Annotated in this window: 18 protein-coding genes; 16 read left to right on the top strand and 2 right to left on the bottom strand. The window is 51.6% G+C overall.

The genetic code is table 11. The annotated features are described in order from the left end of the window. Positions 1-258 precede the first annotated feature (258 nt). The 16 genes from GSQ70_RS03715 (at position 259) to GSQ70_RS03790 (ending at position 18,428) form a co-directional block, all read left to right on the top strand. Positions 259-2,820 carry a hypothetical protein gene (locus GSQ70_RS03715; RefSeq protein ID WP_158781264.1) on the top strand — a complete coding sequence of 854 codons (2,562 nt, stop codon included), beginning with the start codon at positions 259-261 and terminating at the stop codon, positions 2,818-2,820. 93 nt (positions 2,821-2,913) lie between these two features. Beyond that, positions 2,914-4,602: a TolC family protein gene (locus GSQ70_RS03720; protein WP_158781266.1), complete on the top strand. Its 1,689-nt coding sequence runs from the start codon at positions 2,914-2,916 to the stop codon at positions 4,600-4,602. Between the two features lie 91 nt (positions 4,603-4,693). Continuing rightward, positions 4,694-6,754, top strand: a complete 2,061-nt coding sequence (locus tag GSQ70_RS03725; protein WP_304623061.1) for a type I secretion system permease/ATPase — start codon at positions 4,694-4,696, stop codon at positions 6,752-6,754. Positions 6,755-6,766: 12 nt separating this feature from the next. Then, complete coding sequence (locus tag GSQ70_RS03730; protein WP_233268240.1) at positions 6,767-8,062, top strand: HlyD family efflux transporter periplasmic adaptor subunit; 1,296 nt, start codon at positions 6,767-6,769, stop codon at positions 8,060-8,062. A 33-nt stretch (positions 8,063-8,095) separates the two neighbouring features. Beyond that, entirely contained in the window at positions 8,096-8,551 is a 456-nt protein-coding gene (locus GSQ70_RS03735) for a phage tail assembly chaperone (RefSeq protein WP_158781271.1), read from the top strand. A gap of 173 nt (positions 8,552-8,724) precedes the next feature. Next, positions 8,725-9,108 carry a cytochrome b562 gene (gene cybC / locus GSQ70_RS03740; RefSeq protein WP_158781273.1) on the top strand — a complete coding sequence of 128 codons (384 nt, stop codon included), beginning with the start codon at positions 8,725-8,727 and terminating at the stop codon, positions 9,106-9,108. Positions 9,109-9,538: 430 nt separating this feature from the next. Then, entirely contained in the window at positions 9,539-9,877 is a 339-nt protein-coding gene (locus GSQ70_RS03745; protein WP_158781275.1) for a glycine dehydrogenase, read from the top strand. 68 nt (positions 9,878-9,945) lie between these two features. Beyond that, positions 9,946-10,308 carry an SFCGS family glycine-rich protein gene (locus GSQ70_RS03750; RefSeq protein ID WP_158781277.1) on the top strand — a complete coding sequence of 121 codons (363 nt, stop codon included), beginning with the start codon at positions 9,946-9,948 and terminating at the stop codon, positions 10,306-10,308. Positions 10,309-10,311: 3 nt separating this feature from the next. Continuing rightward, entirely contained in the window at positions 10,312-10,608 is a 297-nt protein-coding gene (locus GSQ70_RS03755) for a DUF4312 family protein (RefSeq protein WP_158781279.1), read from the top strand. A 69-nt stretch (positions 10,609-10,677) separates the two neighbouring features. Further along, complete coding sequence (locus GSQ70_RS03760) at positions 10,678-11,454, top strand: DUF4311 domain-containing protein (protein ID WP_158781281.1); 777 nt, start codon at positions 10,678-10,680, stop codon at positions 11,452-11,454. Positions 11,455-11,467: 13 nt separating this feature from the next. Then, positions 11,468-12,112: a DUF4310 family protein gene (locus tag GSQ70_RS03765; protein WP_158781284.1), complete on the top strand. Its 645-nt coding sequence runs from the start codon at positions 11,468-11,470 to the stop codon at positions 12,110-12,112. Between the two features lie 77 nt (positions 12,113-12,189). Continuing rightward, positions 12,190-13,323, top strand: a complete 1,134-nt coding sequence (locus GSQ70_RS03770) for an amidohydrolase/deacetylase family metallohydrolase (protein ID WP_158781286.1) — start codon at positions 12,190-12,192, stop codon at positions 13,321-13,323. After that, complete coding sequence (locus tag GSQ70_RS03775; RefSeq protein WP_158781288.1) at positions 13,307-14,428, top strand: DgaE family pyridoxal phosphate-dependent ammonia lyase; 1,122 nt, start codon at positions 13,307-13,309, stop codon at positions 14,426-14,428. The genes GSQ70_RS03770 and GSQ70_RS03775 overlap by 17 nt, the downstream gene beginning before the upstream one ends. Then, positions 14,425-15,165 carry a KDGP aldolase family protein gene (locus GSQ70_RS03780; RefSeq protein WP_158781290.1) on the top strand — a complete coding sequence of 247 codons (741 nt, stop codon included), beginning with the start codon at positions 14,425-14,427 and terminating at the stop codon, positions 15,163-15,165. The genes GSQ70_RS03775 and GSQ70_RS03780 overlap by 4 nt, the downstream gene beginning before the upstream one ends. A gap of 64 nt (positions 15,166-15,229) precedes the next feature. Beyond that, positions 15,230-16,375, top strand: a complete 1,146-nt coding sequence (locus GSQ70_RS03785) for a lactonase family protein (RefSeq protein WP_158781292.1) — start codon at positions 15,230-15,232, stop codon at positions 16,373-16,375. Between the two features lie 142 nt (positions 16,376-16,517). Continuing rightward, positions 16,518-18,428 carry a transcription antiterminator gene (locus tag GSQ70_RS03790; RefSeq protein WP_158781294.1) on the top strand — a complete coding sequence of 637 codons (1,911 nt, stop codon included), beginning with the start codon at positions 16,518-16,520 and terminating at the stop codon, positions 18,426-18,428. Positions 18,429-18,513: 85 nt separating this feature from the next. On the opposite strand, the gene dolP is transcribed toward GSQ70_RS03790, so the two are convergent. Further along, complete coding sequence (dolP, locus tag GSQ70_RS03795; protein WP_158781296.1) at positions 18,514-19,086, bottom strand: division/outer membrane stress-associated lipid-binding lipoprotein; 573 nt, start codon at positions 19,084-19,086, stop codon at positions 18,514-18,516. Between the two features lie 9 nt (positions 19,087-19,095). Further along, entirely contained in the window at positions 19,096-19,707 is a 612-nt protein-coding gene (gene diaA / locus GSQ70_RS03800; RefSeq protein ID WP_370521031.1) for a DnaA initiator-associating protein DiaA, read from the bottom strand. Positions 19,708-19,711 lie beyond the last annotated feature (4 nt).

Raw genomic sequence — 19,711 nt, forward strand, 5'->3', positions numbered from 1 at the left:
TTGATAAATTTCAATTGCCTGTTTTAATTTCGATTTGGGTCTCAAAAAAACACACCAAAAGTTAATTTAACAATATTTAACCCCTTAAAAAGGACAGAAGTAACTCTCAATCTGTTATTTGCAACATGATGTATTTAATGGTTTTTTTCTTATTTTGGGCTATATTCCTAAAACTTATTCGGACGATTCCTATTTATTGGCGCGTACGTTAGTATCGTCGGTGCAATAATTACCATTGTTAACGAATAGGAAATGAAAATGTATAAGATGGAAATTATTCCCGCTAAAGGGAAAATATCTTCGTTATCCACAACCAGTCATGATGTTAAGGTTTTAAGCCCTGGTTCAACCGTTAAGGTGTCGCTGGCAAAAAGCGAAATCGTTGGCGTTAAGCAGATTGATGACAGTCTCGTTATTCTGCAAAAGAATGGTGAAGACATCACGATCGAAGAGTTCTTCAAAGCGGGTGCTGAAAAAAACACACTGGTTATCGATGACGGCGGCGTTCTTTACCAGGCACAATATGATGCCGATAACTTCGCGGGGATGAATTTTACCAATACCCCCGGTGCTGAAGACGCTGTCAGTGAAGGGGCCGATGCGGCACTGGCCGGCTGGGTAGTACCGGTAGTACTTGGCGCAATAGGCGTGGCAGGTGTGGGCGCGCTCATTGCCAGCCAAAGCGGTGGTGGCGGTAAGTCAAAATCCTCTGACAGCAGCAATGGTGGCAGCAGTGAAATCAACGATGAGCAGTTAACTCAGGCTCAGGTAGAACTGGCAAGCAGCAAAAATACTCTGGATCAGGCTACTGTGCAGGCCGAAGCAGCCTTAAAGGCGTTGAGCGACACGCCAGACAGCACAACGCAAACGGCCGCAACGAATGCGGATGCTGCACTGAAAGCGGCTGTTACTGCGTACCAGCAAAGTTATCAGCAACTTAGCGACGCTGTTAAAGCGGCATCGGCCAAAGGAATGGATACCAAAAACGCCGAAGCCGTGCTCAAACAGATGAGCGATGCTGACAAAGGCAGCGATGTAGTGATCGAAAAATTAGCGGCCACGCAGGATGCCATGAAAGCTCTGCTGAGTATGCAGACACCGGAAATCAGTGAGTTATCCAGTGCAGCGCTAAACGCAGCAACGCTGGCAAAAACCCACCCTGGGCAGGCTAACATTGATGCTGCGCAAGCCAGTCTTGCGGCGCTTAAAGCCGTATTAACCCCCTCAAAAGAAGCGCTGCAGCAAGCGACTGCCACTGCTGAATCGCTGGGTGTGGATACCGCTAATATCAATGCTGCCGGTGACGCTATTTACCAGAGCGTTCTCAATGCTATCGACGATGCACTGAACGAAGCACGTGAGAATCTGGAGGCTCTCGATGCGGCAAATACAGCCATTGAACAAGCCAATGCCGCATTGCAGTCTGCGGAACAGGCTCGTGCGAGTGCAGAAGCTAAATTAGAGGCGGCATTAGCAGCTAAACAGCAGGCTCTGGATAACAATCAGCACGACCAGATTGAAAGTGTTAATCAGGCGATTAAAGAGGCTAACCAGGCTGTTGAAGAAGCCCGAGCCGCCGTTGACGCTGCCAACGAGCTGGTGAAAACCGCCAATGAAAGCATTGATAACATCAACGACAGCGTAGCTGACAAACCTGCCCATCTCGATACTGTTGAGATGAACGGACTGGATGCGATCGACAAAGGATTGTCAGATGAGCAGCCTAAATCCATCCTTGAAGCTATTACCGATTTTGGTAAAAACCTGATTGCCGTGGTGACTGACATTGCCGATCAGATTAAAGGCTCCACTCTGGTTAAAATGATCAGCGACTTCATCAGTAAGACGATGGATACCGTTGACGGCGTTCCTGGTATGCTCTGGGATATGGTCAATGCTCCTTTTGCTGCGATGGGTGTTGTCACCAAAAGTATTATCAAGCTGTTCACGGACGTGAAGGGCGATATCTGGGAAGTGATTACGACAGTCATCGATACGGCGAAAGACATTGTATTCTCTCCTTTTGCTGATGTTGCCAAAGGGATCATGAGCGGCATTTCTGAAGCCGTTTCTGAGATGGGACTCTTTGACTGGATTAACCCGGTCAAATGGATCGGACTGGCAAAAGACGTGGTGGTAAACAGCTTCAATAACGCCGTGGAAGCGCTTTGGAACTCTGTAACATCCATTCCGGGTAAGATCATTGATGCGATTAGCGATGTTATTGGTACGGTGACCGAGGGAATTGCTCAGGATCTGCAGACAATCAAGACAGGTTTCCAGGACGTTATCGATATTTTCTTTGAAGCCTTCATTAAAAACCCATTTGAGCTGTTGGTTAAACCGATATTTGATGATGTGTCGAGTCTCCTTTCCGATCCGCTTGGTGCTATTAATAACATCATTTCGACGATAGGCACCATCTTCAAAGAAGGTGTTGATATTATTAAAAGCATTTTCGAAGCGCCAGGAAAAGCATTTGATGTCATCAAGGAACTGTTCAGCGATGTTCTAAACTCCTTCTCTGAAGGTAAAGTGACTGAAATCAGTCTTGATGATATAAATGCGATCGTCAAAGCCACTCAGGAAATATTCTCTTCTCAGGATATAAAAAATACTGAGAGCGAAGATAATGCACTAGTGAAATCTCTGCTTGAATCCTTTTCTACTAAAAATGGCGATGTTAATCTGGATGATATTGTTTCTGAAAGTAGCAGTAATACGCTCAGTGACAATAATAGTAACGAGCACGTTGCCGAAGCTGCTGTCCAGACATTTATTCTTCATGAAGATGTCATTGACACCGCCTTAATTTCATAAGGTGATATAAAAGTGTGCCGTAGCGATATGGCACACTTTCATGAATAATAACGTGTTATTTGACTGCATACATATGAAAAGGAATTTTCAAAAATGCAAGGGGCTACGTTAAGATATTTATATGCTGTCATAATAGCATTATCTTTTATGATATCATTTGGCATTAATGCATCATTAAATTCTCAGGAATATTCCGGCGCTAATAAAATTTTCCCCGTTAGTTTTGATGATGTCGATGAAGTGAAGCAGAGTCATTCAGAACAGAAAAGTAATATTAAAGTTAAGGGAGTGACGGCCGATAATAATAAAAAATATGTTGTTATAAATAGCGTAAAACCTTCTGAGACGGTCACTGAAGGTAATGTAAAAAAAGCGGATCGATTTTGGGTGAATGCAGTTGCGTCGCCCGTGCCAGGAGCAATGCCCGTCAGTCGTGGATCTGCAGATAGCAGTAGCCTGGAGAAGCTCCAAAGCAGCATCGCTGCTAAAACGGGAAATAGCAGAGTACAGGACTCACGGGTACCGGAGGGGTCTGGTGAGACAGGTTTCATCGAAGCTCTGAGGCAATCTGTTCGCTGGCATCCACTGATCAAACGGGCACAGCAGGAACTGGCGCTGACCGAAGAGTCGGTGAATGAAGCGCAAGCCGCCTGGTATCCCGTGTTGGATGCAGGCGTGAAGTCTGGTTTTGAAGAAAATAATTATACCAATGAAAATGAAAGAACCAGTAAAGCTGTATTAACCGCCAGTCAGATGATCTACGACTTTGGTAAAACCAGAAGCCGGGTAAATATCGCAAAGTCAAATTCATCGCTGTCTGGTGCCAGCTTGCATAAAAATATCAATGAAATACTTTATGAGACGGCCACGGCCTGGCTCCAGGCGGACAGATTAAAAAAAATGATCGTTATTGCGCGGCAACAGGTTGAAGGTTTCAAAGCCATCAATGAGATTGCCAAAAAACGCAGAGCGTTAGGGGCCAGTGCGGAATCTGAATATTCCCAGTCTAAAGTGAGACTGGCATCAGTGACCTCACTATTACAGGATTATTCTGCGCAGTATAACAAATGGGTTTCAACGCTGAGTAGCCTGGTGAACAGAAAAGTCACAACTAACAACCACAGCGATCTTTCGGTCTTGCTGGGTAAGGAATGTTATCGTATCGATACGGAGCATTTGATCTCCCCCGCGATAAAAATGGCTGATAATCAGGTGGCGATAGCAAAAGAGCAGATATCAGCAATGGAATCTGCGCAGTACCCCACTATTTCATTAAGTCCGACTTATGAATACAGAATTTATGATGACAGGAAATCTTACAGTAAGACGGACAAGAGTGGTGAGTTCGGTGTTTTTATTAATATAACAGCCCCAATATTTCAGGGAGGGGCACAGAATTCGAGAATCAAACAGGCGCAGCAATCACTCTCCGCGGCACAATATAACCTGGATGTGGAAAAAAAAGAGGCAGAACGTAAGATTATTGAGGCAAGAAGCCAGATTGAGAACACCACTTACAGTCTTGATGCAAAAAAGGTGCGCGAACATGAGGCGGTGCAAACACGTAACCTCTACAAATTACAATATATTGAGTTAGGCACACGTTCATTCTCAGATTTACTGTCCGCAGAATCCGAAATACACCAGACCCGGATGGATATCATTAACGGTGATTTTACCATAGCGAGTTTCTCGCTGGATTGTCTGTATTTGTCAGGACAACTGGAAAGCCGTTTTACAGGAAACACAGACGAGACCGGGAGAGGGAATTTTGAACACTAATTTTTATGCAGAGAACGGGGAGTGCCTGCTACCTGAGGACAGCACGGACCAGGATCGCTATACCAGTCTGCTGGCCTAGAAAGAAACTATTATCGAACTGGCGCACCATTACCGCCTGGATGTTTCTGAAGAAAATATCAACATCATTGCACTGTGGCATAAAGACCTGAGCGAAGATGAAGTCATAAAAATGATGGCCAAACGGGCCGGATTTGCACTGAAGAAAACAGATATTGCCCGCTTCAGATTTAACAGCTGGGTGCTGCCTGTCGTGGTCAGTATGAAAGACGGGAAAGTGGCGCTGTTAAAAAATATCGAAGGAGATGACAGCTATCTGGTCTCGTTTGCCGAAGATCAGGGATTGCTGACCACCCTGAGCAAAGATGAGATTTTCGGCGAAGGCAACAGTGTGTATACCCTGAGGCCAATCAAAAATTCGCCAGATCCCCGCGTGGATGACTATATCAAACCCCGCGAGAAACACTGGATCTGGCGTATTGTCTTCAGAAATATGAAGCCGTATTACATTGTGATCCTTGCCGCACTGTTTATTAATCTGCTGGGGCTGGCTGGGATCACCTATTCCATGCAGACCTATGACCGTGTCATTCCGGCGCAATCCTGGCCCACGATGTGGGTGCTGTTTGCCGGGGTAAGTCTGGCGTTCGTATTTGATTTCGTGTTACGGCTGATGCGCTACGGCGTGATTGATATTTTGGGCAAACGTGCCGATCTGCGGATCTCCGATCGCGTTTTTGGCCATGCTTTGCGTATTAAAAACGGCCACCGTCCCCAGTCCACCGGTACCTTCATCTCGCAAATCAGAGAGCTGGAGCAGGTCAGGGAGATGATTACCTCTTCAACCGTGGTGGCGATTGCCGATCTTCCATTCTTTTTTCTGTTTCTTTTTATCATTTACACCCTTGGTGGGATCATCTTCCTCGTTCCTCTTTGCGGCATGTTTTTAATGGTGCTGCCGGGGCTGTTAACGCAGAAAAAGCTGGCACGGCTGGCGCGTGCCTCCATGCGAGAGTCCACACTGCGCAGCGCGATGCTGGTCGAGGTGGTGCAGGGCATGGATGATATTAAATATCTTCAGGCCGAACACCGGTTCCAGCAGCAGTGGCTTCATTACACCTCAACCACGGCAGAGAGCAGCCTGGAGCTGAAACATCTGACGCACAAGTTAACTTCCTGGTCTTACACCATCCAGAATGCCGTTTTTGTCTGCGTGGTTCTGGTCGGCACGCCCTTTGCCATGACCGGCGATTTATCCACCGGCGCACTGGTCGCTTCCTCCATACTCAGCTCGCGGATGATGGCCCCGATTTCACAAATTGCCGGCCTGCTGACCCGCTGGCAGCAAACGAAGGTGGCGATTGCCGGACTGGACAGCATTATGGATTTGCCGACCGATCATCCGGAAAACGTCAGGCGTGTTCATAAGGCGGGGCTATCGGGCAACTACATGCTGAACAATGCGGTTTTCAGGCATCACGCCGCCAGCCGTCAGGTCGCGCTCAGCGTCAGTGATTTGCAGATAAAGGCCGGAGAAAAGATCGCGATTCTGGGCCGGAATGGCTCAGGCAAGTCTTCGCTTCTTAATGCGCTGGCCGGTACGATGCTCCATGAAAGCGGAGTGATCACCCTGGATAATATCAGGATGGATAATATCGACCCGGCCGATCTCCGCCGCGATATTGGCTATCTCTCGCAGAAATCCCGCCTGTTTTTTGGTTCAATCCGCGAAAATCTGATGATGGGAATGCCTCTTGCCAGCGATCGGGAGCTGCTGGAGGTGATCACCCGAACCGGCGCGATCGATTTTATCAATTCGCTGCCTGATGGCCTTGATCATCAACTGATGGAGGGCGGACTGGGATTATCCGGCGGGCAACAGCAGATATTATTGCTGAGCCGCTTAATGCTGAGAAACCCGGATATCATCCTGCTGGATGAGCCAACGGCTTCCCTGGATGATGTTACCGAACAGGCCTTCGTTGAGAATATGAAACCCTGGCTGACGGGCAGAACATTTATTGTCGCCACCCACCGGAAAAAGATCCTTGAGCTGGTGGACAGAATTATTGTTATCTCCGACGGGCGTATTGTTCTGGACAATCCCAGAGATCAAATAATGGATTCACTTTAACAGGGCGGTTAAATGTTTAAGAAAATTAAAAATTTCTATTGCCTTATTATGGAAAAAATAACCTCTGTAGCAGAGTTCTGTTGTCTGGTGTTTTTCAGGAAGAATAATACGGAATTATACAATTCAGATGATGGAATTGATGAAGCGGTGACCTTCAACCTGCAAAATGACGTCACGCTGAGCCGATCTGTCAGGATCGTTTATTGTATTATCTTTTTTATCACGCTGATTATACTGTGGGCGACTTTTTTCAATATTGACGAAGTGTCTAAAGGTAACGGAAAGATCATTCCCAGTTCTAAAGAACAAGTTATTCAGTCGCTGGACGGGGGGATCCTGAAGAAAATCTACGTCAATGAGGGAGACGTGATTGAAGCGGGTGCAGTGCTTGCCCAGCTGGATATCATCAGGACACTCTCTACGGTTGATGAGTCGGAATCAAAATATCGTGCCCTGTTGGCCCAGAGAGACCGGCTTTACTCGGAAGCAAATGATATCCCACTGACATTTTCCGTCGTACTGGATGATTTTCCCGAACTGAGAAAAACGGAAAGGCGGCTAAAGGTGTCCCGTAAAGAGCGCTATGACGCCTCGTTAAAAAGCATCATAGATTCGCGGCGATTGATTAATAACGAGCTGGCTATTAACAGAAAACTTGCCCGCGCAGGGGCTTCCAGTTCGGTTGATGTGATCCGGTTAGAGCGCCAACTCGTCGAGCTGAGCGTGAAGGAGGCAGAGCTTAAAGCGGAGTTCACGGTAAAAGCCAGGGAAGAAATGGTTAAAATTAATACCGAATTGTCTTCGCTAAAAGAAATTGTCAAAGGCAGGAAAGACTCATTGTCGAAAATGACCATTACTTCACCGGTACGTGGCATTGTGAAGGAAATTGTTAATAGTAGTATTGGCGGTGTTATTGCCCCTAATGGTGTTTTAATGCAAATTGTTCCTCTTGATGATAATTTGGTGGTGGAAGCCAGAATTTCCCCCAGGGATATTGCTTTTATTCATCCCGGCCAGCATGCTAAAGTTAAAATTACTGCTTATGATTACTCTATTTATGGCGGGCTGGATGGCGAGGTTGTCACCATTTCTCCTGATACCATTAAAGACGATCAAAAACCCGATATGCTCTATTACCGGGTATACATCCGTACTCAGGAAGACTATCTGCTGAATAAGAGAGGTAAAAAGTTGTTTATCTCGCCAGGTATGGTTGCAGCAGTCGATATTAAAACAGGAAGTAAAACTGTCGCGCATTATTTGATGAAACCTTTTAATAAGGTGAATGAAGCATTAACAGAAAGATAGTTTTTTTTATATTCTAATTTGTCGAGGGAATTTATGACTACAGAAATCAAACACATTATTGTTGGTGGCAACGAGTTCGATATTGTCAAAATCGATGCGTGGCGCAGGCTGACTTTTGTTGCCGATCTGCAGAAAGAGTTTTTGCTGCCTTTGCTCAAGTCGACGGAAGGCAGCGAACTCCAGTCCCTGCTTGAGGAGAGTGCGGAGAAGAAGATCGACATGATGACCATCCTGTCGGGCTTTTCCAATGCGATTGACGGTAAAACGCTGGAGAAGTGGACCAAACGTATTCTGTCAGATGGCCTGGTAACCTATACACGCCCCGATCAGCAACGGGTGAAACTGGGCTTTTCCGAAATTAATAAGTTTTTCGCTAACCCGACAGATATCATCTTATTGATTAAAGAAGCCATTATGTTCAACGTTGAAGGGTTTGCTGACCTGATGAAAACCTTTGCGGCTTCAGGCGACAAGAAAACCCTGGGCTGACATTACCCGGTACGGGCAGGCCAGGGGAAACCAGGCAGTTCGCTGCAAACAGCCTGCCCGGAAAATGATGCGCATCAGAATGCCAATTATTCACATTTCCGTACTATTATCAGGGTGACCTTTTGGTCACCCTTTTTGCTGTGCCTTTTGACATAAAAATAAGGAACTGAGCGATGCGTAAGACTCTACTTGCAATGTTGACTGCAACTTTGTTGTGCTCCAGCCTCTCGGCGATGGCCGATCTCGAAAACGATATGGATACGCTGAAAGGAGCATACCGTACCGTGACTAAAACAGACGACGTGGCAGAATTCAAAAAAGCGCTGACCGATATGCGCGGTGCAGCTGAAGATGCCAAAAAACAGACGCCGGATAAGCTGAAAGGTCAGTCACCGGACAGCCCGGAGATGAAAGATTTCCGTGCCGGTCTGGATACGCTGATTGGTCAGATTAACGCCAGTATGAAGCTGGCCGATGCCGGAAACCTGGCAGGCGCGAAGGAAGAAGCGAAGAAATTTGCGGCCACACGTGACGCCAATCATAAAAAATTCCGCTAATGTCGTCGGGCTCAAATGAGCCCTTTTTTTAACGATGTTAATTTATCCAGGTATTAAGGCAAAACATGTTACATGCCGCAGATTTAAAGGGCTGAGCCGCTTTTTTCCCCGCGTTTCCTACGTTAAATATTTTCTTCTATAAGTTTTTCCTATATTTCCAGACTGTAAATACCCGCCGTTGCTGAGATTTTCCCCTGAAATTGCATTGGGTTAGCAGATCAATGCCTTTTTTTGTGATTTTTCTCCAATCTTTAGGCCTCTGATGCACAAAATAACGTTTTTGTGGATCAGATCTCATCTCACGCTGCTATTTCCACTTCGAAGTGGAAAAAGTCGGCCTACACACTCAGGCCGTCGGGCGCTAATTTATTTTCATCGCGAATAAACTGTGTTTCGTGCCTGAGCCGAAACGGAAAATAAGGGGCATAGCGTGAACAATGGAGCGGTATCGGTGAATACGGCAGACGGTGACCTGGCAATTCAGGCGCTGGCAGACAAGGTGATGGGGCAAATTGCGGGCCTGTTTGCCGCCAGAAATATTATGCCTAATGTCGTGCAGCAGCAGATGCTGGCCTCGCACGTGCGGGCAATGGCGCTGCGCTCCCTGACCGGGGAGCCACTGCCGGAAGTGGAAGAGGAGCTGTTTGAAGACATCTCTCCTGAGTCCATGTCACTGGCGCAGCAGGTGGTGGATCTGTTTGGCAACCTGCCAAGAGAAGAGGCCTGGCTGCTGTCCGTCCACTTCGAAGTGGCGAAAGAGAACGAGTAAACGCCGCAGGGCGAATAAATTCTAATCGGGGCGAATGAATTCGCCCTCTACAAATTAAGGAACACAACATGTCACAAGTCATCGTAGTTATCGGCGATCGTTTAGGTAAAGGCCAGAAAGTTGCAGCAGGCGTGGAAAAAGCGGGCGGTAAAGCCGTAGTGGTGCCGGGCGTGGCGGCAGATATGAAGCTGGGCGACGTGATGAAAGCAGAAGGCGCCTCTTTCGGCATCTCCTTCTGCGGTAGCGGCGGCGCGGGTGCCATCACCGCTCAGAACAAATATGGCTATAAAGCGAAACACGGTATGCGCTCCATCGACGAAGGCGTTACCGCTATCAACGAAGGCGCGACTGTGCTGGGCTTTGGCTTTATGGATAAAGAAGAGCTGGGTGAGCGTCTGGTGCAGGCGTGGACCAGGAAGCATGGTGCCTGACCGATGAAGGAGCAATTCACTACCACGGTAACCGTCTGCGGCAAGGGCGACAGCAAAGCCAGAGCCTTTGCCGACGCGCTTTCCAGGGTACAGAACACGCTGCTGAAATCGACCAACAAGGTTCTGCTGCGCATTGAACCGCAGGATGTGAAGGTGGTTCAGGCACGGGAGAGCGTCAGGAAAGAGAAGTTTCTGTTCTTCTTCCTGGCGAGAGAACGACGGAGTTACAGCATTGAGCTGGAGATTACCGTCAACGTAAGCGTTATCGACGTTGATAAGGTCGATTTCATTACGCAATAAAGCCCTGCCCGCAAGGGCAGCAATAACCATGACTTAAAAACGTTGGCGTAAGCCTGAAAGGAAAGACTGATGTTTTTAATTATTCTCTTTAAGTCGCTCATCATCGGCGGTCTTGTCGGTGTGGGCGTTGGCGCAGGTGCTGCGCGAATGTTTCATGCACCAACGACGCAGGGGATGGGGGCGTTTCGTACACTGGGTGAACTGAACTCCTGTGAAGGCGATCCGGCTTCTCACTTCTCTTTCGGCCTGGGTTTCTTCTTTAACGCCTGGGCTTCTTCTGTTGCAGCGGGCTCGTTCACTCAGGACGTTGACCACCGCATCATCCCACACTGGGGTGCAGCCGCGCTGATGGTGAAAAACCGCAATGTTGCTGAAACCCTGCACGACCCGAAAAAGATGGCTATTGCCTGCGGCATCATCGGCATGATCGTGGTCGCTTTCCTTAACTCCACTGCCTCGGCTGTGCCTGCTGCTTTGCAGGTGACGGCGGTTAAAGTGCTGGTGCCTGCGGCTAACCTGCTGGTGAACACCGTGATGCCGGTGATCTTCTGGCTGGCGGCGATTGATGCCGGTAAGAAGTCGGGCTTCTGGGCCACCATCTTCGGCGGCCTGGCGCAGCTGATCATGGGGAACGCCGTACCGGGTCTGGTACTGGGTATCCTGATCGGTAAAGGCGTGGAAGAGAGCGGCTGGAACAAGGTCACCAAGGTGATGATGTTTGCCATCGTGCTGCTGTTCGTACTCAGCGGGTTCTTTCGCGGCTTCGACATGAAAGTGCTGCAGTCCTTCCAGCTGGGTGTCCCGGGCTGGCTGGAGATGATCCACAACACCCTGAGCGGTAAATAAGAGGACCATGCAAATGGAAGAATCTAAAAGCGGTTTCTGGTATGCCGACTGGTCTTTCCCGATTTTTGTCGGGCTACTCTCAGCCGGGGTGTTTGCCGGTACGCACATGTACTACGTCTACGGCCTGGGTGCCTTTAATGAAGTGGCTTTCGTCTCGATGCTGCGTTCGGGGATGGAAACCGGCGTCTACGGCGCGGTAGCGGCCTTCGGTGCCAGCTTCCTGTTTGCCCGTATCATCGAAGGATCGCTGGTAGGGATCCTGGATATCGGCGGCGCTATTCAGACCGGTATTGGTCTGGGCGTACCGGCTCTGCTGCTGGGCGCGGGCATTGTCTACCCGGTGGCGAATTTCGCTGCTTCGCTGGTGACCGGCCTGGTGCTGGGCGTGGCAATTGGCTACGTGATTATTCTGGCACGTAAGTTCACCATCAATAATAGCGACTCCACCTACGGGGCAGACGTGATGATGGGCGCAGGTAACTCATCCGGTCGCTTCCTCGGGCCATTGATTATCCTGTCGGCAATGACTGCGTCGATTCCGATTGGCCTGGGTTCACTGATTGGCGCGCTGCTGTTCTATATGTGGAACAAGCCGATTACCGGTGGCGCAATTCTGGGTGCGATGCTGTTGGGTGCTATTTTCCCGGTCGCTCTCTGAGGTAACGGCGGTTTGCCCAGAGATGGGCAGACCGCTTTGACGGATGCTTTGAGTGTCCGGTGATACAGGAGTTTGTCATGTTTGATCTCATCATCCGCCGGGCGCGTCTTTCTGACGGCAGCCTGACCGATATCGCAGTCCGCGACGGTAAAATTGCCGCGCTGGGCGAGGTAGAAGGCAGCGCCACGCAGGAGCGCGATCTCGCAGGACGCTACTGGCTGAGCGCGGGCTGGATCGATTCCCACGTGCACTGCTACCCGAAATCGCCCATCTATCATGATGAAGCGGACAAAATCGGGGTGGAGACAGGCGTTACCACGGTGGTGGACGCTGGCAGCACTGGCGCAGATGACGTTGACGAGTTTTATCAGCTCACCCGCAGCGCCAGCACTCAGGTGTATGCCCTGCTGAATATTGCCCGTACCGGCATCCTCACGCAGAACGAGCTGGCGGACATGAACCAGATCGATAAAGTCGGTGTGCGTGATGCAGTGCAGCGCCTGCCTGGATTTATCATCGGGATTAAAGCCCGTATCAGCAGCAGCGTGGTGGAAGCGAACGGCATCAAGCCACTGGTTCGCGCGAAGGAGATTCAACACGAAAACGGCGATTTGCCGCTGATGGTACACATTGGCAACAACCCGCCGGATCTGGACGAAATAGCCGATCTGCTGAGCAGCGGCGACATCATTACCCATTGCTACAACGGCAAGCCTAACCGCATTCTGACGCCTGCGGGAGAGCTTCGTGCTTCGGTTACCCGGGCACTGCAGCGCGGCGTTCGCCTGGATGTCGGCCACGGTACCGCCAGCTTCAGCTTTGAAGTGGCGCGGGTGGCCATTGCTCAGGGCATCCTGCCGCACACCATCAGTTCTGATATTTACTGCCGCAACCGCATCAATGGCCCGGTCTATACCCTGGCCCATGTGATGTCCAAATTCTTCAGCGTGGGCATGACCCTGCCGCAAATCATTGACTGTGTCACGGTCAGCGCGGCGGAGGGCCTGCGCCTGCATGATAAAGGCCGGCTGGAAGTGGGTTACGACGCCGACCTGACCATTTTTGACGTCAAAGAGGAAACTTGCCTGTTTACAGACTCCGAAGGGCAGTCGGTTGCGGGTGAGAAGCAGCTGATGCCACTGGCCGCCGTGGTTGGCGGTCGGTGGTTTATTACCGATGAAGGGAAAAAACATCATGTCTTCGATCTATGAAAAATACGGCCTAAAACAGGTTATTAACGCCTCCGGCCGCATGACTATCCTCGGTGTTTCCACCCCGGCCGCCGACGTGGTCGATACGGTGAAGTACGGCCTCAATCACTATTTTGAAATCAAAGACCTGGTCAACAAGACCGGGGCTTACATTGCCAGCCTGCTTGGCTGTGAAGACGCGGTGGTGGTTTCCTGCGCTTCTGCCGGGATCGCTCAAAGTGTTGCGGCGGTTATCGTCAAAGACGACGACTGGCTGCTGGAAAATCTGCACGCCGCGCCGCTGGTGGTGCCGCACGACATCGTGGTGCCGAAAGGCCACAACGTTAACTTTGGCGCGCCAGTGGGCACCATGGTGGCGATGGGCGGTGGACGCCTGGTCGAGGCGGGCTACGCCAACGAATGCTCTGCTGACCAGCTCTCTGCTGCCGTTACGCCGCAGACTGCAGCGATCCTCTACATTAAATCCCACCACTGCGTGCAAAAAAGCCACCTGAGCGTTGAGCAGGCGGCAGTGGTTGCCCGCAAGCATGGCGTGCCGCTGATTGTCGATGCTGCTGCCGAAGAAGATCTGCAGTGCTACTACCAGTACGGTGCCGATCTGGTGATCTACAGCGGTGCCAAGGCGATTGAAGGGCCGACCAGCGGGCTGGTAATGGGCCGTAAACAGCACGTCGAATGGGTAAAACGCCAGTCGATGGGTATCGGCCGTGCGATGAAAGTCGGCAAGGAAGGCATTCTGGGCCTGACCCAGGCGATTGAAAACTATCTGGTGCAGGAGAAGGTTTCCGGTGCGCAGATGGTGGAAAAAATGACGCCGTTTATCGACAACCTGAACTCTCTGAACGGCATCAGCGCCCGCGTGGTGTGGGATGCAGCGGGCCGCGATATCGCCCGTGCGGAAATTCATTTTGACGAAGCGGTCATCGGCCACACCACCGGCGACGTGGTGCAGGCGCTGAAAACGGGCGAAATCGCTATCTACTTCCGTGGTTATAAAGCCAACGAAGGGATTGTGGAAGTGGATGTCCGCAGCGTCACGGCTGACCAGCTCAATACTATTTTTGTTTGCATCAAGGCCTTGTTATCAGGAGAGAAAAACGCATGAAGCTGAACCCCAAATTTTACAAGGACCGCGTGTGCCTGAACGTACTGGCCGGTTCTAAGGAGAATGCCCGCGACATCTGGCAGGCGGCGGAAGGCCACGTGCTGGTTGGCGTGCTGTCGAAAAACTATGACAGCGTGGCGAGTGCTGTGGCGGATATGCGTGAGTATGCTGCGCTTATCGATAATGCCCTGTCCGTGGGCCTGGGCGCAGGTGACCCGAACCAGTCAGCGATGGTCAGCGCCATCTCTGCAGAAGTTCAGCCACAGCACGTAAACCAGGTATTCACCGGCGTGGCAACCAGCCGTGCGCTGTTGGGTCAGGACCAGACTGTGGTCAATGGCCTGATCTCACCTACTGGTACGCCGGGCATGGTGAAGATCTCTACTGGCCCGCTCAGCTCCAAAGCAGCCGATGCTATCGTGCCGGTAGAAACGGCGATCGCCATGCTGAAAGACTTTGGTGGTAGCTCGGTGAAATACTTCCCGATGGGTGGGCTGAAAGCCATTAATGAATTCAAAGCGGTAGCGAAAGCCTGCGCCGATCGGGACTTCTGGCTGGAGCCGACCGGGGGTATCGATCTGGAGAACTATGAAGAGATCCTGCAGATCGCGCTGGACGCTGGCGTCAGCAAAATCATCCCGCATATCTACAGCTCAATCATTGATAAAGAGTCAGGCAACACCCGCCCGGCTGATGTCAGCACCCTGCTGGCAATGACCAAAAAACGGGTCGGATAACGCTTTCCCTGGCGGGCGTTCTGCCCGCCTTTTCTGATGTCCATCCTTATAAGCGAGGAGCACCATGCGTAACTGGTCTTTGATCTCCGCAGTGTCTTTAGCCCTGATGGCGGCGGCCCCTTTAACCGCCCAGGCGCAGTATGCTTATGTCGGTACCTACAATCCCAACGGTGAAGGGCTTTACCGCTTTCAGGTGGATCCAGCGGACGGGGCGCTGAGCGGTAAAACGCTGGTCAGCACTCTGCCCAACCCGGCGCAGCTCACCGTCGATGCTCATGGAAAGACGCTGTATGTGGCCAGCGAGAGCGAGAAGGGCGAGGTGGTGGCTTATGCCATCGCAGAGGATGGCAGCCTGAAAATGTTGAACCAGGTCAGTACTCATGGCGCCGGGCCGGTGTATCTTTCACTGACGCCCGACGGTAAATTCCTGCTGGTGGCGAATTACGTCAGCGGCAGCAAAGCGGTTCTGCCGGTGATGGCCGATGGTCATCTTGGCGAGGCAAGTGATACTCAGCAGGATCAGGGACCGGCTGGCGCAGCGAAACCGGCCGCGGCGGTGGAAGGCAGCTTTGCGGTCAGCGACCATAACGGCCCGCATGCGCATATGATCGCCACCGATCCTTCCGGAAAATTTGTGTTTTCTACCGATCTGGGACTGGATCGTATCTACCAGTATCGTCTGAGCAGCGACGGCAAGCTGGAGGCGAATAAACCGGCGTGGATTGCCGCTTCATCGGCGGGCGCAGGTCCACGGCATTTTGTCTTCCATCCCAACGGTAAGTCGCTGTATCTTATCAATGAAGAGGCATCAACCCTGACGCATTATCTGTTTAATGCGCACACGGGGACGCTGACCGAAGCGGCAACCGTATCCTCACTGCCTGCGGGCTACAAGGGCACCAGTTTTGCCGCCGGGCTGGTTATTGATAAGGCCGGTAAAAACATTTACGTGGCGAATCGCCTGCATAACAGCATTGCGCACTTCGCCATTGAGTCAAACGGCACGCTGAGCCACAAAGATGACGTCTGGACGCGCGGCGACTACACGCGAACCTTGACGCTGTCGCCGGATGGTAAGACTCTGTATGCCATGAACCAGCGCAGCGATAACATCACTCGCTTCAGTGTGGATGCAGCCAGCGGCGCGCTGTCGTTTACTGATGACTACACGGCGGTTGGTGCGCCATCACAGCTGGTGTTGACGCCGTAATGACAGGGCGGGTTGACTTCCGCCATCATGGATGGTGCATATCATCGGACCGGCCGGAATAAATTCCGCCGCTGGAATTATTGTTTGTTCACTGATGGGGCGAATTTATTCGCCCCATCAGTGATTAACCACAGGAAAAGCTTTGAGATTCCCAAACCAACGCCTTGCCCAGCTGTTTGATATGTTACAAAACGAGACGTTGCCCCAGGATGAACTGGCACGGCGTTTCAACGTCTCCACGCGCACCGTGCGCACCGATATCACCACCCTGAACGAGCTGCTGGCCGACCACGGCGTGCGCTTCGTGCTTAACCGCGGCGAAGGCTATCAAATCAAAATTGAGGATGCCGCCCGTTACAGCCAGCTACAGCAGCAGTCGCCTTCCCATCTGCGGGTTCCGCGTACTTCTGCCGCTCGCGTGCATTACCTGTTAACCCGCTTTCTCACTTCAGCTTTCTCTCTGAAGCTGGAAGACCTGGCCGATGAGTGGTTTGTCAGTCGTGCCACGCTGCAAAGCGATATGGCTGAAGTGAGGGAGTGGCTGACGCGCTACCAGCTTCAGATCGAAACCAAGCCGCGCTATGGCATGAAGCTGTTCGGTAGCGAGGTGTCGATCCGCACCTGCCTGACCGACCTGCTGTACCAGATTGCCCAGGAGGACAGCGAAGATCCGTTGCTCAACATGGAAGCGCTGAACAGCGGTATGCTCAGCACGCTTCAGCCTCTGCTGCATCAGTGCTTCAGCCGCTTTAATATCCGTATGAACGACGACAGCGAGTTCTATCTGCGACTCTACTGCGCGGTGGCAGTCCGGCGCATCAGTGAAGGCTATCCGCTGTCCGATTTCAGCGCGGAAGATGTGGATGACGATGTCCGTGATGCGGCCAGGCACATCATTAACCTGATGCGACCGATTACCGGCAAGGCGATTTCTCCCCCGGAGGAGGCTTATCTGCGGGTGAATATCGCCGCGCGGCGGGTTGAGGATATCGCTCCCAGCGCTATCAGCCCGGATGACGGCGAGTCGCTGGTGAATTACATCCTCAGCTATATCAATACCCACTATAATTTCAACCTGCAGACCGACACGCAGCTGCGGGCAGACCTGCTGACGCATATCAAGACGATGATCACCCGCGTGCGTTATCAGATCAACATTCCCAATCCGCTGCTGGCGAATATCAAGCAGCACTACCCGATGGCCTATGACGTGACGCTGGCGGCGGTTTCCAGCTGGGGAAAATACACCCCCTATGTGATTAGCGAAAATGAAATCGGCTTCCTGGTGCTGCATATCGGCGTTGGGCTGGAGCGGCATTACAACGTGGGCTACCAGCGTCATCCGCAGATCCTGCTGGTGTGTGATACCGGCAACTCCACGGTGCGAATGATCCAGGCAATGCTGATGCGCAAATACCCGCAGATCATCGTCAGCAATATCGTTTCGCTGCGTGAGTACGAGCAGCAGGAAAGCATCGAAGAAGATTTCGTGATCTCCACGGCGCGGCTGACCGAAAAGGACAAGCCGGTGGTGGTGATGTCGCCGTTCCCGACCGAATTTCAGCTGGAGCAGATTGGTAAGCTGGTGCTGGTGGATCGCACCCGGCCCTATATGCTGGAGAAATTCTTTGATGCCAGCCATTTCTGCATTATCGACCAGCCGATGACCCAGACCGATCTGTTCCGCACGCTGTGCGATCAGCTGGAGCATGAAGGCGTGGTGGACCGGGATTTCTACCCTTCGGTTGAAGAGCGCGAGGCGATAGTCAGCACCATGCTGGGAGAGGGGATTGCGTTGCCTCACTCACTGGGGCTGCTGGCGAAGAAAACGGTGGTTTACACCGTGCTGGCACCGCAGGGAATTACCTGGGGTGATGAAACCGCCTACGTTATTTTTCTGCTGGCGATCAGCAAAACCGAATACGAAGAGGCGATGGCGATCTACGATCTGTTCGTCACCTTTATGCGGGAAAGGGCGATGACGCGCCTGCGCGACAGTAAGAATTTTAGCAGCTTTAAAGCGGTGGCGATGGATTGTTTAAGCCGGTTGTAAGCGGGATCTTCGCGTTGCGAGTGGATTCTTGCTGGTTGGATTTGAATGAATGCCGCCCGCACTGACAGCGCGGGCGGTTTGCAGCTTATTTCAAAATGGTAAACGCGGTAGTGACATGCTTCACGCCACTGACGCGGCTGGCAATATCGGCTGCCGCTTTCGCTTCTGAATCGGTCACCAGACCTAACAGGAACACCTCACCATTCTCGGTAGTGACCTTCACGTTGGAAGATTTCACCTGATCGCTCGACAACAGCTGTGAGCGCACTTTTGTGGTGATCCAGGTATCGGAAGACGCCGTGCCGAAGCTGGCTTTGTCGCCGGTACGGATCTCGTTATACACCTCGGTGGCACCGTCCACGCCCACGGCGATTTGTTTGGCGCGGCTGGAGATGTCAGCGCTCGGCGACTGACCGGTCAGCAGGACTTTGCCCTGATAGGCGGTGGCAACAATGTGTGCGTCGGTTTTGATTTGTTGGTCTTTGGACAGCGCATTGCTGACGCGCAGTTCCAGCGTACCGTCGTCCACCTGGGTGCCTACGGTGCGGGGGTCAGTGGCGGTCTTGGTTGCTACCGCGGCACTGCCAATAACCGCAGCCACACAGCCCTGTAACATCAGCGCGGTGAGCACCACGGCAATTGCGGGTAATGCCTTCATTTAAGCTCCTTAAACGTCCTGGTGGGGAAACAAGGTGTTATCGATCAAATCGCACAGGCAATTCACGGTTAACATATGCATTTCCTGAATCCTCGCGCTTCGGTGCGAGGGGATACGAATTTCCACGTCCTGTGGTCCCAGTAAACCGGCGAGCTCGCCGCCGTCGTAGCCGGTAAGCGCAATGATGGTCATGTCGCGCGTTACCGCTGCTTCCACGGCCTTCACAATATCGCGGCTGTTGCCGCGTGTTGAGATGGCCAGCAGAATGTCGCCCGCATGGCCCAGAGCACGGACCTGCTTGGCATAAATCTCATCAAACAGACGATCGTTACCAATCGCCGTCAGCAGCACGTTATCAGCACTGAGCGCGATGGCTGGCAGGCTGGGGCGCTCAGTTTCAAAGCGGTTAATCATGCTGGCCGCAAAATGCTGGGCATTGGCGCTGGAGGTCCCATTACCACAGCTCAGAATTTTGTTGCCATTCAGCAGCGACTGGACCATGGTCATCGCCGCGCGTGAGATGGCATCCGGTAACGCTTCCGCCGCGGCGATCTGCGTTTGAATACTCTCGGTAAAACAGACTTTGATTCTTTCCAGCACTTCTTTCACCTGGTCAGTCATGAGC

It is taken from the genome of Pantoea sp. BAV 3049 (genome assembly GCF_009765445.1).
In the GTDB taxonomy this organism is placed as follows: domain Bacteria; phylum Pseudomonadota; class Gammaproteobacteria; order Enterobacterales; family Enterobacteriaceae; genus Erwinia.